Raw genomic sequence first — 14,005 nt, 5'->3', positions numbered from 1 at the left:
TTTTATTCTATACATGTACTTTGTTATAATGTTCAATACAAAATATTAATCCAAATCTTGATAGCCTCTCGTTTGTAATTGTGGTTGTGAGAACCCATGAATATGCGATTCTTATTGCCCCTTTACTCGTGTGGCTATTTTTGTGTGCTCAGTCGTACCCTTGTGTGCGAATCAATTTGTGTCAGTAATTTCTTCATGTAACCCACTTTGAAGTAGTTTACCCAGCCACGAATTAGCTGATTTATTCTTTCCACTTGATACTTCGTATCAATACTCCAGTTCTTTCGTGTTAGTTGCTTTAGTTTATACTTAAAGTTCTCCACTGATTTTCTGTGTGGTTTAGCTTTGTATAGAGGGTTCTGATAGTCTTTAAAGAATCCAAATCCCAAGAATTTCAAATCCGGATTATTTGGTTAGTTACTTTAGATTTTATCATATTCACTATTAGACCAAGCTTTTCCTCAATATATTTCGTCACTGACCTCATCACTCGTCTAGCGGACATTTCGCTTTTCACCATGATTATGCAGTCATCTGCATATCTTACAAACCGTAATCCACGACTTTCCAATTCTTTATCAAGTTCATTTAACATGATGTTACTAAGTAGTGGAGAAAGATTTCCTCCTTGCGGAGTTCCAATTACCGTTTCCTTATATTCATCAGATAAACGAGACTATAAATGATAGTTTAAGAATGTACAGAAATGATTGAATAGACAATGTACAATTGTGATAAATTATTGCATAATTTTTATGAGGTGAATATTATGCATATCGCAATCGATATCAACACGGAGTTAAACATTTCATATTAAAAGATTACTATCAGATGAATCACCACAAAAGTTTTATTATAAGCGTATTTTATGGCAATATTTGAAAGATAATCATGGACTAAATTGTTCAGATGAAGAACTACATCATTTTGTTCAGAAATTATGTAATAGAATTAATCATAGCTATCATCAAGGAACAGGAGTTATTCCAATCCTAGGTCTAGAAAAAGAAAGAAACCTCCTATCCGCACTACCCAGTAACAGAATAAGAGATTTCTATAGGATAAAACATACACTTGTGAAAGTAACCCCATCTAATATGGTCAATTATCAATCCAACCAATATTCTGTACCACCAGGATATATTGGAAAAGCCGTTGGCTTACAAGTATATGATAAAACATTATATATTTATTCTAACATGAATCTTATTGCACAACATCATTTAAGTGAGAAAAAACTTAATTATCACCCTGATCATTACGCTGATTTGCTTTCTAGACAGCTTCCATATAAAGAAAAGGATGAGATAGAAGATTTAGCTCTTAAAAACTTAGAAGCGATTAATGAGGTGTATAACGATGAATACTAGTTATTTAAAATTAAAAGAAAACCTAAAATATTTAAAACTAAATCAAATGGATCTTCATTTAGATGAGACAATTGATTTTATGAATAATAATGATTTATCTTTTATAGATGCCCTTATCAAATTAACCGATTATGAAATAGACATGAAAGAAATAAATATGGTCAAATCGATGGTGAAGGTTGCGGCTTTTCCACATTTAAGGGAAATAAAAGATTTTGAATTTGAATTTCAACCCTCCATCAATAAAGAGCAAATACTAGACTTTATGACATTACGATTTATAGAACAAAAGGAAAACATCGTTTTCCTAGGTACAAGTGGTGTAGGTAAAACACACTTAGCAACATCGATTGGGATAGCAGCAGCTAAAAAGCGTACAAGTACCTACTTTATTAAATGCCATGATTTAATCTTAAATTTAAAAAAGGCACAAGCTGAAAATCGGCTAGAATTACGTATTAAACATTTAGAAAATATAAACTTTTAATCATTGATGAAATCGGTTATTTACCTATTAGTAAAGAAGATGCGAAGTTATTCTTTCAGTTAATCGACGTGCGTTATGAATTACGTAGTACTATTCTTACAACCAATGCGAATTTTAAATCGTGGGGAGAGGTATTTCAAGATCCTAAGATTGCGAATGCGATTTTAGATCGTGTTCTCCATCACGCATCAGTCATAAATATTGTTGGAGATTCATACAGACTTAAAAATCATTTTCCATCAGAAGAAAGATCAAAAGTGGACATTCTTAAATAGTCACAACTGTACATTCTTATCTTGACATTTATACGAGACCTCCCCAGTTAAGGTACGAACTCTTTCCCTCCATCTATCTGCCATATATACACCACATGATGTTGCAGCTATTGGACTTCAGCTTCTTTTGTAGACTTATCCTCATATGTTGCCTCCTATATGGTTTCTGTTCGTCAGACCAGAGGTTTGCCTCGAGTTTCCTTCAGATTCCACATCGCTATAGACACCCTTACTGTCGGCTATGTGCTTACCGCTACATGGTCGCACTGGGGACTTTCACCCGTTAGAGTTCGCCCATGCTGGGCGAACAAAAAACTCCAACCATTAGATTGGTTGGAGTGTGAACTAATATATTTATTATGCTTCTTGAACAGTTGAATAGACACTTACTTTTTTACGGTCACGACCAATGCGTTCAAATTTAACAACACCATCGACCTTTGCAAAAAGTGTATCATCTCCGCCGCGTCCTACATTTTCACCTGGATATATCTTAGTCCCACGTTGGCGATATAAAATGGAGCCACCGGTAACAAACTGTCCGTCTGCGCGCTTTGCACCAAGGCGTTTTGCATGAGAGTCACGACCGTTTCTTGTACTACCTGCACCTTTTTTCTGTGCAAAGAATTGTAAATTTAGACGTAGCATTTGGCTGCACCTCCTTACTTATTTTCAATTTTAATAAATTGATGATATTCACGTTCTATCGTTTGCAGTGAAATAATCATACCTTCAAGTAGAAGTTGACTCTTCTCTTTTGTATTATCGTCTATTAACGCAGGAAGAGCTACATAAAGGTACCCACCATTTTCTTCTTGGTTAATTTCGAGGTTTATTTCACATATTTGCATAATTGCATTTACCGTACCAAAAGAAATAGCTGATACGCCTGCACAAACAAGGTCATATCCATAAGGTCCGCTTTCGGCATGACCTGAAAGTTCAAATGCTGTTATTTTATGATCTTTACGAAAAACAGTAATACTAATCATAAACATTAACCTTATTGATTAATTTTATCAACTACTAATTTTGTATAAGGTTGACGGTGTCCCTGTGTTCGATGGTAATTTTTTCTGCGTTTATACTTGAACACAGTAATTTTTTTCTGACGTCCTTGCTTTTCAACTTTTGCAGTTACAGTTGCACCTTCAACATATGGAGTGCCAACCTTAACATTGTCACCACCAACGAAAAGTACCTTATCAAAAGTTATCGTTTCATCTGCTTCCGCATCCACTTTCTCTACGTAAATCTCTTGTCCTTCAACAACTTTGAGTTGTTTACCACCTGTTTCAATAATTGCGTACATACTTTGCACCTCCTCAATTAACTAAGACTCGCCATACAGGTATTCTGAATGAATTTCCCACCTGTTCTGTGCGGTTGTAGCACTGGTGCTACAATGAATAACGTTAATATATTAACATGAATTCAAAATATTTGTCAAGCACATTTACACGTTCAATAACATGTGCTATAGGATAGACTTGGCAACTTCCCCTATTTTTTTATTATATTGATTTTCATAAAAATAACTTCGCAAACAATCATTTTCATCAATTGCTATTCGTTTTCGATTAGAAAACATAATGTATATTGGATGTTTTTTTTCACGCCTAAAAAGAAAAAAGACATTCATTAAAGAATTTTCTGATGAAACAGTGATTGGCTGTATCCCTTTAACAGTTGATTTTCCTTCATAACGATTTAACAAAAACCGAATAAATACGTAGTATCGGTACTTCCACTCTGTCCTATTTTCCATACAAAGAAAAATCATTAAAAGAAAAGCACTTAATGTAAATGGAAGAAAGATAAACTGCAATATTATGATTAGTAAACTTAAACTAATCGAAAATATAATAATCGCATGATAAGCTTTTCGGTATGGTAAAAAAGATGATAAATATAAAAAGAATAATCTACCACCGTCTAATGGCCATATTGGTAATAAGTTAAAAAGCAATATTGCAGTATTATAATAAACAATCAAATGTAAAATAGATGTAGGCAGTATATCACCAGTAGTGAAAAGAAAAACGATGAAAAATATAATTATGTGTTGAAAAGGTCCTGCAATGGTAACCAACACTTCCTCATATATTGGTTTATTACCATGTTCATCTGTATCCATGACCCCTCCAAACACCCATAACATGATACGTCTGATCCGCCATTGTAAAATTTGCGCCATCGTATAATGACCAAGCTCATGAATGAAGATAATGGACAAGATGATTGCTAGCTCCATAAATGTACCAGTCAGGATTGCAATTAAAATAAAAAAAAGCAAAATAGGATGAATATGGATAGATGGTATATTTTTAAAAATTGTCGTCAACTTTGATCACCTGAACAGGATCGATATATTCTTTATCTTTCTCAATTGAAAAATAAACTGTTTTATTATGGTCTGATGGTTTAAATTTCCCTAGCTTTTGATCAGCCGTAATGAATTGATATGGATGAACTTCGATAGAACTTAAATGGCCATATGTTGATTCGCTGCCATCCGCATGCTGTACAATCACTGTTTTATCTGTTTCACGATCATTACCTGCAAATACCACAACCCCATCTTGAAATGCGTTCACAGTATCGGTTTCGCTTGGAGTGATCATAACTCCTGTTCCATTAGCCTGAAATGATTCCGTTACACTTCCAGACACTGGTAATGCCATTGATGGCTCTCCTTCTGTAGCTTCAGTTGATTTCGGTGAAAAAGTCAAGGGGGAACCAAATGTTTCTTGATACCAAAGATTTACACGAGCAAATGGAAATTCCTCTGTTAATGCATTACTCGTCCAACCCTTAGGTTTATCTAGGATTTCTTTATCTGTTTGTAATAATAAGGCTACACCAAAAAAAAGCATTACAGATAAAAAGCTTTTCAGAATTAATCCAGAGGCTACCTTACGACTGTCTTTGCTTGAAAACGCTGCATCAGGAAACGTTGAAAAATTGCCATGTCTCTCTTCATCTTGAGGTAATGTTGTGAATAAATACTTATTCAAATCCTCATTGGCATTGGCAGAAACATTACGCATTTTTTTTCGTTTTTCAATTGACTGTCTAATTTTTTTGATTTTTTTATTCATCATCCTCACAATCCTTCGTAAATATTTATACTAGGATATGTGGCTAATGGACAAGATATGAATCTCTGTTTTTTTATGCTCTTTGTCCAAAGAAACTTTTTACTTTTTGGAATATACTTTTCTTCTCTTCTAAAGATTGAAGAGGTACTGTTTCTCCTAAAATTCTACGAGCAATATTTCGGTAGGCAATCGAAGCTTTGGAGCTAGGGTGAATTACAACGGGCTCACCTTGGTTTGATGCTTTGATAACCTCATCGTCATCAGTAACAATTCCAATTAAATCAATGGAGAGGATTTGTACAATATCATCCACATCAAGCATGTCACCATTTTTCATCATATGGTTACGTATCCGATTAATAACTAGACTTGGAGGGTCTATATCTTCTTTTTCCAAAAGGCCAATTATCCGGTCCCCATCGCGGACACTAGACTTTTCCGGGGTGGTTACAACAATTGCTTTATCTGCTCCAACAATCGCATTTTGAAAGCCTTGTTCAATACCTGCCGGACAATCAATTACAATATAATCATAGTCCTGCTTTAATTCATTGATAATCTTTTGCATACCCGTACTTGTCACAGATGACTTATCACTTGTTTGTGCAGCTGGTAAAACAAACAAGGATTCAAAGCGTTTATCTTTAATAAGAGCTTGTTTTAATTTACATCTTTCTTCGATAACATCCACAATATCATATATAATTCGGTTCTCAAGGCCCATGACAACGTCCAGATTACGTAAACCAATATCGGTATCAATTAAACATACTTTTTTTTCCATTAAGGCTAAAGCTGTACCAATATTTGCAGTTGTAGTAGTCTTCCCTACGCCGCCTTTTCCTGAGGTTATAACAATTGCCTCACCCATTATGCATTCTCCTCTCAAAACCGCTTAAATCTTTTCGCAAGTGTGGAAGAACCTGAATACGATCAATAATTATTTTATCTTGTTTTTCATCTACAAGACCACATTCCATGTACACACCATCAGCTTCATAATCAGGAGCACGGCTGATATAGTCTGCGATCCGAAGCTGACTTGGCTTCATATAAGATGCTGCTATTATTGCATTTCTATCTCCTTCTCTCCCTGCATGTGCGATTCCTCGCAAATTCCCTAAGATATAAATATTTCCAGTGGAAATTACTTTGCCTCCTGGATTTACATCGCCAATTAACAATAGATCCCCAGTTACGTTTAAAATTTGTCCAGATCGAACTATTTTATTAACGGACTTAATTTCGCTTTCTTCCCGCCAAGCTAACGCTTCATCCTTGTGAACAACATTTGATTCAAAAGAATGAATTGTAAATCGATTTTCTTCACTTATTAAATATCGTAAATGTTCTTTTTGTACATTATTTAAATAACGATTTCCTAATTGAACTGTTACAGAAACAATCGGTTCTTCCTTGTTCGGACGACTTTCAGCTATTTTTTCACGAAGTTCATTAACCGCTTCTTCAAATGAACAAGAATCGTCAATAAGCAGAGTGAGCCCATCTCTTGTACCTTTAATCGTTATCCTCTGTTTACTGTCAAGCATGATAAGTTCACCTCATTAAAAAACTCTGTTCTATACTTTAATATTCATTCATTTTTAATAGAATTTATTATGTAATTTTAGAAGAGTTATAGAATGTATTCAACCAAGATAACAGCATTACAATATACGATTTCTATTTATTTGTTCTCTTCTCCATTCAACCAGTTGTTTTGTTATAAGTGGATACAAAACAATCAAAAATAACAGATTAGCTAGAATTGTGGGGAATAAGCGATAAAGAAAATAATTACCCCATCCCATATCCGTCATCCCAACTACAGTATAAATAAAATTAATGGATATATCTGTTAACACCGTACCAATCAACCCTAAAAAAAGAACTCCATAAATATTAGCGTGAATCATTTTTTTCAATCCATAAATGATGGATATAGAAAAGGCGTAAGAAAACATGTATACGCCTAGGACGCCTGTATAAACAATATCAATTAATAAACCAAATATAACACCGTAAATAACGGAAAAATGGGAGCTTTCCAAATCATAATATACGGCTATAAGCACTAAAAACATAAAAACCCAGTGAGGGATAATCCATGAATTATTAATGACCAATTTTGCAGGCAATAATTCCAGTGCTACACCTTCTAAAGTCATTAGAAAGAAGAGGATAAGTGGTAGATATAGTCGTTTCATTACTCTTTTTCCTCCTGCTCTTCATTTTGTTTATCATCCTTTTGTAGTTTTCTATCTACAACAATGACATGATTAATGTCATACATATTAGCAGCTGGTTTTATAAGGGCGGTACGAGTCAAACCATATTGGTCTGAAACAACTTCCTTAACTGTACCAATTAATAAGCCTGCCGGAAATACCCCTCCCATTCCTGAAGAAATTACCAATTCTCCTTCTTCAAGATCTTTCTTAGATTCTTCAATAATTTTAAATGATAAGGAGTTACTTTCTTCATCAAATTCCTCAATTAAGCCGAAAATGTCTTTTCCTTCTTCACGAGAAATCGTTGCAGATATCCGGTTAAATTCATCGAAACCAGTAATCAGCTGAACGGTAGATGTCAATTTAGAAACCGTCTGTACTTTACCTATCATGCCTTCGGCAGTAATAACAGCCATATTAGGCTCTATTCCATGTTGTGAACCTTTATTAATAGTTACACGCTCCACCCAACGTTCAGGAGAACGGGATATAACCGTAGCTTGAATTGGGTTAAAATCTTGTATCGACTCTGTTTTTTTCAGGGTTTTTCTCAATTCATCATTATCTTCTTTCAATTCTTGAACTTCGTAAATAAGACTTTTGTACTCAGCTAACTTTTCTTTCAATATTTGATTTTCATTGTACGTATTTTTTAAATCATCTAGATTCCCAAAGATATTTGTAACAAATGTAACCGGAGCATGGATAACATTTTGAACCCATCCTACTGCATCCTGTATAAATTTCTCTGGTGTTGTTAAATTTTCCCTATTATTTAGAGAATAACCGATTAATGCAATCAAAATGATTATACCAATTAGTAAAACAAAGAATCGACGTTTATGAAAAAAAGACATAGAAACACCTACTTACGTATCCGTACTAGGACGAGAAGAAACATTCGGATGGGTTCGGAAATACTGAATGTATTCTAATGATTTGCCTGTTCCAATTGCTACACTATCTAAAGGATTATCTGCAGTGAACACAGGCATTTTTGTCTCATCGCTAATAACTTGATCTAAATTTCTTAAAAGAGAACCGCCGCCAGATAACACTATACCGCGATCCATAATATCAGCTACTAATTCGGGTGGCGTATTTTCTAATGTGTTTTTTACTGCCTCTACAATTTCGCTGATATTGTCTTGCAAAGAGATTGTTATTTCTTTAGCATTGATCGTAACTGTTTTTGGTAAACCCGTTACTAAATCCCGGCCGCGAATTTCCATTTCTTTATCTTCTACAGCCTCACTTGCTGAGCCAACATCCATTTTAATTGATTCGGCAGATCTTTCCCCAATCATTAAATTATAATGTTTACGAACATATTGAATAATTGCTTCATCCATATTATCTCCTGCTATACGAATAGAACGGCTGGTAACTATACCGCCCAGGGAAACAACTGCTACCTCTGTCGTCCCACCTCCAACATCCACAATCATACTTCCTGTAGGTTCCCATACCGGTAATCCGGATCCTATAGCTGCAGCAAAAGGTTCAGCGATTGGGAACACGTCTTTAGCTCCAGCTTGTTTTGTAGCATCCACAACTGCACGTTCTTCAACCATTGTAATACCAGAAGGTACACATATGATTACATTTGGCTTACTCGCTAAAAAAGAACGATTTTTCATTGCTTGCTTCAGATAATATTTCATCATGACAGCTGTTGTATCATAATCCGCTATTACCCCGTCTTTCATTGGGCGAACAACAGATATATTTCCTGGAGTTCGGCCAATCATCTTTCGAGCAGAACTCCCTACAGCTTCTATATCTCCAGTATTTATATTTTTAGCCACTACAGTAGGTTCTCTGACAATCACACCTTTACTTTTAGCAAAAACGAGGGTATTAGCGGTACCTAAGTCTATTCCGAGATCTTGTGACAAACTAAATCTTCCCAAAAAGTATCTTCCTTTCCAATCACAGTTCGTTTCTTTCATCCTTCACTACTATATCGATTTATAATATTTGTGGCAATGAAACTTCTTCTTTTTTATTTTACACCGAGTTCAATTTTTGTAAATGATTTTTTATATTATGAAGCTAATAGCGCCACTTTCAATAAATCATCGAAAAATGGCGCTATATTACAATACATCTATTCAATTATACGAAAAAAAGAAAAAAATAGATAGTGTTAGAGATATCCTTTTTCTTTTAAAGATACGAATTTTCTGTTTCCAATGATTAAATGATCTAAAAGTTCTATACCTATCATTTTCCCCGATTCAACTAATCGTCTTGTTACACTAATATCCTCTTGGGAAGGTGTAGGATCGTAGGGTAGGAGCCATGCGCCTTGTTTTGTCCCAAATCAGGTTTCACAACTCCCCCCTCAGAACCGTACGTACACCTTTCAGCGTATACGGCTCGTCAGTTGACTAATCGGTATTTGCTTCTCATGGTGGTCATGATGGAATTTATAACAAAGGACAATGTTTTTCCTGTTGTGTTCTATCATTTTCTTGTTCAAGTATGTTAAATGTTTTTAACTCTTCAAGTCCTTTCATTTACGAACATGATGAACTTCCATCACACCTTCTGTCGTACCACACGCTTCACATTTATTCGCCATTAAACGCTGTTCAAGTTCAGTTCTGCCCGAATATTTTATGCATTTATCAAGACATCTATGTCGGGGGAATCTGCTTTTATTGAACCTTTATGCTTTGGTAGATCTTTTAGCTTTACGAACTGATGAAGTTTTTCATTTCCATGTTTGCCTTTCATAATAAGGCATAAACTTGCCTGTTTATGTGTTCGCATGCTGGTTGCAACCTTCATAGAAGTACTTCTACGTTTATTAGCTATAGTTTTAACGAAACTACTTTCAGCTAGATAAAATAACCTATCTAAATGATGATAGTTATTGGCTAACTTATAGTAGTTTGCAATTCCACGTAGTTCAGCGTTATAGATATACAGAATTTCTAACTCCGAATTATTAATAAGTTTTGCTCGATGTATAATTTTAAAGCTGTCTAAATTACCATATCTGTTTTTTGTTGCAAATTCTTTAATTTTCTTTTCAGGAATTTCTAACTTAATAACACCTGATAAAATTCTCTTTTTCAATGGATGTTTTTGATTCTTGTAAGTGACCTTTTTGATCTTTATTTCATCCCAACTACGAAATTGATATCCAAGAAAAGGAATCGGCTTTTCTAAATGGGTAATGAGAGTTTTTTCATCGCTAAGGTCAAGGTTTAATTCATCTTTAAGAAATCGTTTGATTGTATTCTTCATGTTCACTGCACTTTGCTTTGAACCAGCAATCCCAATCACAAAATCATCTGCATAACGTACATATTTCATTCTTTGGTAGTTTCTGCCCCTTGGATCGATAATAGAGGTAACTTTTACTTGTTTTGCTTTAAGTTTCTGAATCTCAAGGATTAACTCACCTCTACCTTTCCATTGCATGTGGTCGTTTCTTTGATCGAGTCTTTTAATCTTTTGTGATAACGTGCTAATTTTTGAACGGAGCTTTCTATATTCCCCATTTCTTGCTCCTTTATCAAATTCCTTCAATTGTTTTTCCATAAAAAGGTCAAACTCATGGAGATAGATGTTAGCTAAAATAGGTGATATAATCCCACCCTGTGGTGTGCCACTGTAGGTTTTACGATACATCCAGTTCTCCATTACGCCACTAGTAAGTGCATTATGAACGAGAAGCAAGAAACGATGGTCATTTATTTTCTTTGAGATAAGTTTTATTAGTACCTTATGGTCAATATGGTCGAAGAAGCCTTTGATATCTCCTTCAATGCACCATGTTAGACCCTTCCACGTGCTTTTAATTTGGGATAGGGCTGTATGACAGCTTCTTTCCCCCCTAAAACCATGGGAGTTTTCTGAGAATGTCGGTTCATATACATTTTCCAATATCATTCTCATAACTTCTTGTACTAGCTTATCTTTGAAACTAGGAATTCCTAGTGGTCTCTTTTTCCCATTAGATTTAGGGATATAAACCCTTCTTACAGGTGCAAAACGGAATGTTCCAGCTTTTAATTGCTCTATGATACCTTCAATTTTTTGTAGACTGAAACCATCTATCGTGTCATCCGATATTCCTTGCGTTAGTTTTCCTGGATTTGGATATAGTTTGGCATAAGCATTCATCCACAACTCTTTTTTATACATTAAGCGATAACAATCAGTAATGAATTTTCCGTTATGAGAAGCTTTCCTTATAACGTCTAACTGATGAAATGGATCTGTCGCCATATTCATGACTCCTTTCTCATTGACGTTAACATCAACCTGTCTCCCTTCCCCATGCTAAACTCATTACAAGCGAACGTTGGGTACTACGGAGACTCCGTTACCATATGCAATTTTCAGAGACCAAAATCTAATAGCCGTGTGGCGTTTGCATTTAGGTAATCCCTGCATTATGTCTTAATTTTAGATACGTGATGGTTAGGTATCCCTTTCGACGTTTTCCTCTAGTTGAGGATTGAAGGACAAAACCTTACTATGGGCAGAGTTCAGGAGATACCCAGCAGACACACAAGCAATGTGTCTCCCATTTTGCCCTCATTGCCTGTTAACTATCGTAGACAACGGCGCACCCATCGCTCATTCGTCTAGGATTTAAGCAGTTTAGCTTTTACCGTACACCACTTGGTCTGAAGAACTGACTCGACATTAGATAGTTTTGTCGTCTTTTCTCCTTTTCACATCATGCTTTGTTTCCTCTATGGGTTTCCCCTCAAGGTAAGATGCTGACCATAGAACATTGTAAGGAGTTCTAGATTTCAAAAGAAATCACTAAAATTACGCACCTTGCAGGCGCACTCCAGAAGGGTGATTATGGGCGCATATAATAGAAGCTGCAGAACGTTTTACCGCTTCCCTATATACTTCCCGGGGATGTACGATTGAGGCATTTAAACTTCCGATAAAAATTGTTTGTCTGTGAATGATCTGATTTTTTGTATTAAGAAAGAGAACTACAAAATGTTCCTGAGGTAGATTACGCATCTCCTCCATGACATAATCAGCGCCATCCTCTGGTGAACGGATTGTATATCGTTCGTTTGGCTTATATTCATTCATTCTTTTACCAAGTTCAATTGCTGATAATATTACAACCCCCTTTGCTATGCCTATTCCTTTAATAGCTGTTAACTCCTCAATAGTCGCATCGTTTAATAATTTTAGTCCTTCAAAATGCATAAGTATCCGATTGGATAAAGACATAACGGATTCTTGTTTGGTTCCACTCCCGAGTAAAATAGCTAATAATTCCTGATTAGATAAATAGCTGGCCCCTAGTTTTAATAATCTTTCTCTTGGGCGGTCCTCCTTTGGTACATCCTTAATCATAATCGATGAAGTTGTCATTATGGTTCCTCCTTTTAAAATATATTATCAATAATAGTTGATAATATATTTTTGAACCAATCTGCAAAACCATCTTTTAAGGCAATATTTTGGTACTAAATTGCAAAAACACATAATGGAAATTCAATTTTAATTTTTTGCCTAGCTAAAAAAATACTTATTTTCTGCTTTCTATCTATTTTACATCATTTCATAATTATAGTTATGTTAATATTTTTTCATATTGTTGCCATAACACGAGCAAGAACTTCTGTATTTGCTTCTTATTTTTATGGTCCAGGTCATTAAGCGAATCGGTCATATAATCAGCAAATTTTGAAATCATTTTTGAATTCTGTGGTGGATTTTCAGCTAATTTTTCCCATTCTTTTTTTGGAAATGCTTCTTTATGATTCAATGATGTAAGTGTATCTTCCCATTGCTTCTGGTATGTCTTTAACCAATTCATTTCCCCTTTATTAAGTTCTGCTTCTATTTTACCTGTTTCCCATTCCTTAACATACAGTTCCATGTTTTCCTCTTTCATTGAAGCTGTATCCTGATTAGCCTTTTCCTTCGTACTTGCAATACCTGTCAGTAAATAATACTGATTATCTCTTTCCCATATAATCACTGGAAATCCAGATTGCTTGAACTTTTTTGCCCATTTATCAGCGTTCTCCTTTTCTGAGAAAACACCTCCCTGTATTACATAAGCAGTTAAAGATTTATTATCCATTGCAGTTGAAGTATTCTTGCTTTCATTGCCGGAATCATTTGTTGCAGCCACATTATCATTATTATCTCCTACTCCCTTATTACCTGCATTGTCTTGTATACTTCCAAACATATTCAGCATAATAAAACCTAGTATAGAACCTGTAATAATTGCAGCTAAAATAGCTATCACAATAGGCTTCAAAGATCCCTTTATACTTTTATTATCAGACTTCATATTTTTGTACCCTCTAGCAAATGTTGGGACTGGAGCGTCAGTTTTTTCAATGGTAGCTGCCTGTTCATTATTCGTTTTAGAGCCTGCAGCAAAGTTATCTTTTTTTCGATTTGACTTCGCCCGCTTTCCATTCATGCGCACGACAATTGGTTTTTTATTTTCCATCTTTTCTTCCCTCGCTTTGCTAGTTGTAATAGTTTTACTCTAGCATAGGAAATTCAAAAAGAAAGCCGATTTTTG

15 protein-coding genes, 3 pseudogenes and 1 other annotated feature are annotated in these 14,005 nt (G+C 35.0%); of the genes and pseudogenes, 2 read left to right on the top strand and 16 right to left on the bottom strand.

The window, feature by feature from the left end; translation table 11 throughout:
* Positions 1-134: 134 nt before the first annotated feature.
* Both GZ63_RS18350 and GZ63_RS18345 read right to left on the bottom strand, forming a co-directional pair.
* Positions 135-323 (bottom strand): group II intron maturase-specific domain-containing protein, encoded by a 189-nt coding sequence (locus GZ63_RS18350; protein ID WP_226374346.1) that lies wholly within the window; start codon positions 321-323, stop codon positions 135-137.
* Between the two features lie 71 nt (positions 324-394).
* Positions 395-643 carry a reverse transcriptase domain-containing protein gene (locus tag GZ63_RS18345; RefSeq protein ID WP_226374348.1) on the bottom strand — a complete coding sequence of 83 codons (249 nt, stop codon included), beginning with the start codon at positions 641-643 and terminating at the stop codon, positions 395-397.
* A gap of 433 nt (positions 644-1,076) precedes the next feature.
* Between GZ63_RS18345 and GZ63_RS17110 the strand changes: the two genes are divergently transcribed.
* Entirely contained in the window at positions 1,077-1,370 is a 294-nt protein-coding gene (locus GZ63_RS17110; RefSeq protein ID WP_051681434.1) for a Mu transposase domain-containing protein, read from the top strand.
* Positions 1,360-2,132: pseudogene (gene istB / locus GZ63_RS16560) on the top strand (IS21-like element helper ATPase IstB). Before GZ63_RS17110 ends, istB begins: the two are co-directional and overlap by 11 nt.
* Before the next feature lie 357 nt (positions 2,133-2,489).
* Here istB and rpmA read toward each other — a convergent pair.
* The 14 genes and pseudogenes from rpmA to GZ63_RS0108565 all read right to left on the bottom strand — a co-directional run bounded on the left by rpmA (position 2,490) and on the right by GZ63_RS0108565 (position 13,930).
* Positions 2,490-2,780, bottom strand: a complete 291-nt coding sequence (rpmA, locus tag GZ63_RS0108625) for a 50S ribosomal protein L27 (RefSeq protein WP_029268627.1) — start codon at positions 2,778-2,780, stop codon at positions 2,490-2,492.
* A 14-nt stretch (positions 2,781-2,794) separates the two neighbouring features.
* On the bottom strand, positions 2,795-3,124 hold the full coding sequence (locus tag GZ63_RS0108620; RefSeq protein WP_029268626.1) for a ribosomal-processing cysteine protease Prp: 330 nt from the start codon (positions 3,122-3,124) through the stop codon (positions 2,795-2,797).
* Between the two features lie 11 nt (positions 3,125-3,135).
* A complete protein-coding gene (gene rplU / locus GZ63_RS0108615) occupies positions 3,136-3,444 on the bottom strand; it encodes a 50S ribosomal protein L21 (RefSeq protein WP_029268624.1) in 309 nt (102 codons plus the stop codon).
* Positions 3,445-3,458: 14 nt separating this feature from the next.
* Positions 3,459-3,530 (bottom strand) — a sequence feature (ribosomal protein L21 leader region).
* A gap of 79 nt (positions 3,531-3,609) precedes the next feature.
* Positions 3,610-4,476 (bottom strand): site-2 protease family protein, encoded by an 867-nt coding sequence (locus GZ63_RS0108610; protein WP_029268621.1) that lies wholly within the window; start codon positions 4,474-4,476, stop codon positions 3,610-3,612.
* Positions 4,460-5,236: a M23 family metallopeptidase gene (locus GZ63_RS0108605; RefSeq protein ID WP_226374344.1), complete on the bottom strand. Its 777-nt coding sequence runs from the start codon at positions 5,234-5,236 to the stop codon at positions 4,460-4,462. Before GZ63_RS0108605 ends, GZ63_RS0108610 begins: the two co-directional genes overlap by 17 nt.
* A 70-nt stretch (positions 5,237-5,306) precedes the next feature.
* Positions 5,307-6,104, bottom strand: coding sequence for a septum site-determining protein MinD (minD, locus tag GZ63_RS0108600; protein ID WP_029268617.1), 798 nt, complete (start codon positions 6,102-6,104; stop codon positions 5,307-5,309).
* Complete coding sequence (gene minC, locus GZ63_RS0108595; protein WP_029268615.1) at positions 6,097-6,783, bottom strand: septum site-determining protein MinC; 687 nt, start codon at positions 6,781-6,783, stop codon at positions 6,097-6,099. Before minC ends, minD begins: the two co-directional genes overlap by 8 nt.
* 117 nt (positions 6,784-6,900) lie before the next feature.
* Positions 6,901-7,440 carry a rod shape-determining protein MreD gene (gene mreD, locus GZ63_RS0108590; protein ID WP_029268614.1) on the bottom strand — a complete coding sequence of 180 codons (540 nt, stop codon included), beginning with the start codon at positions 7,438-7,440 and terminating at the stop codon, positions 6,901-6,903.
* Entirely contained in the window at positions 7,440-8,321 is an 882-nt protein-coding gene (mreC, locus tag GZ63_RS0108585; protein WP_029268612.1) for a rod shape-determining protein MreC, read from the bottom strand. The genes mreD and mreC overlap by 1 nt, the downstream gene beginning before the upstream one ends.
* Positions 8,322-8,333: 12 nt before the next feature.
* Positions 8,334-9,377 (bottom strand): rod shape-determining protein, encoded by a 1,044-nt coding sequence (locus tag GZ63_RS0108580; RefSeq protein ID WP_029268610.1) that lies wholly within the window; start codon positions 9,375-9,377, stop codon positions 8,334-8,336.
* Positions 9,378-9,613: 236 nt separating this feature from the next.
* A pseudogene (locus tag GZ63_RS17385) lies at positions 9,614-9,754 on the bottom strand (JAB domain-containing protein); the annotation flags it as partial.
* 78 nt (positions 9,755-9,832) lie between these two features.
* Positions 9,833-11,709 (bottom strand): annotated as a pseudogene (locus GZ63_RS0108575) (reverse transcriptase domain-containing protein).
* 552 nt (positions 11,710-12,261) lie between these two features.
* Positions 12,262-12,831: a RadC family protein gene (gene radC, locus GZ63_RS0108570; RefSeq protein WP_029268606.1), complete on the bottom strand. Its 570-nt coding sequence runs from the start codon at positions 12,829-12,831 to the stop codon at positions 12,262-12,264.
* A gap of 202 nt (positions 12,832-13,033) precedes the next feature.
* The gene (locus tag GZ63_RS0108565; RefSeq protein WP_029268603.1) at positions 13,034-13,930 is read right to left on the bottom strand and encodes an SPOR domain-containing protein; all 897 of its coding nucleotides are present in this window, start codon (positions 13,928-13,930) and stop codon (positions 13,034-13,036) included.
* Between the last annotated feature and the right edge of the window lie 75 nt (positions 13,931-14,005).

Source organism: Virgibacillus alimentarius, assembly GCF_000709085.1.
Taxonomy (GTDB): domain Bacteria; phylum Bacillota; class Bacilli; order Bacillales; family Amphibacillaceae; genus Virgibacillus_B; species Virgibacillus_B alimentarius.
Note: the sequence above shows the minus strand (reverse complement) of the source record. Positions and strands in the feature narration are given on the sequence as shown.

Bases quoted from the DNA above. Each gene is read 5' to 3' on its own strand.
- mreC (WP_029268612.1), bottom strand. From the start codon at position 8,321: ATGTCTTTTTTTCATAAACGTCGATTCTTTGTTTTACTAATTGGTATA.
- GZ63_RS0108620 (WP_029268626.1), bottom strand. From the start codon at position 3,124: ATGATTAGTATTACTGTTTTTCGTAAAGATCATAAAATAACAGCATTT.
- GZ63_RS0108605 (WP_226374344.1), bottom strand. From the start codon at position 5,236: ATGATGAATAAAAAAATCAAAAAAATTAGACAGTCAATTGAAAAACGA.
- rpmA (WP_029268627.1), bottom strand. From the start codon at position 2,780: ATGCTACGTCTAAATTTACAATTCTTTGCACAGAAAAAAGGTGCAGGT.
- minC (WP_029268615.1), bottom strand. From the start codon at position 6,783: ATGCTTGACAGTAAACAGAGGATAACGATTAAAGGTACAAGAGATGGG.
- mreD (WP_029268614.1), bottom strand. From the start codon at position 7,440: ATGAAACGACTATATCTACCACTTATCCTCTTCTTTCTAATGACTTTA.
- minD (WP_029268617.1), bottom strand. From the start codon at position 6,104: ATGGGTGAGGCAATTGTTATAACCTCAGGAAAAGGCGGCGTAGGGAAG.
- GZ63_RS0108565 (WP_029268603.1), bottom strand. From the start codon at position 13,930: ATGGAAAATAAAAAACCAATTGTCGTGCGCATGAATGGAAAGCGGGCG.
- radC (WP_029268606.1), bottom strand. From the start codon at position 12,831: ATGACAACTTCATCGATTATGATTAAGGATGTACCAAAGGAGGACCGC.
- rplU (WP_029268624.1), bottom strand. From the start codon at position 3,444: ATGTACGCAATTATTGAAACAGGTGGTAAACAACTCAAAGTTGTTGAA.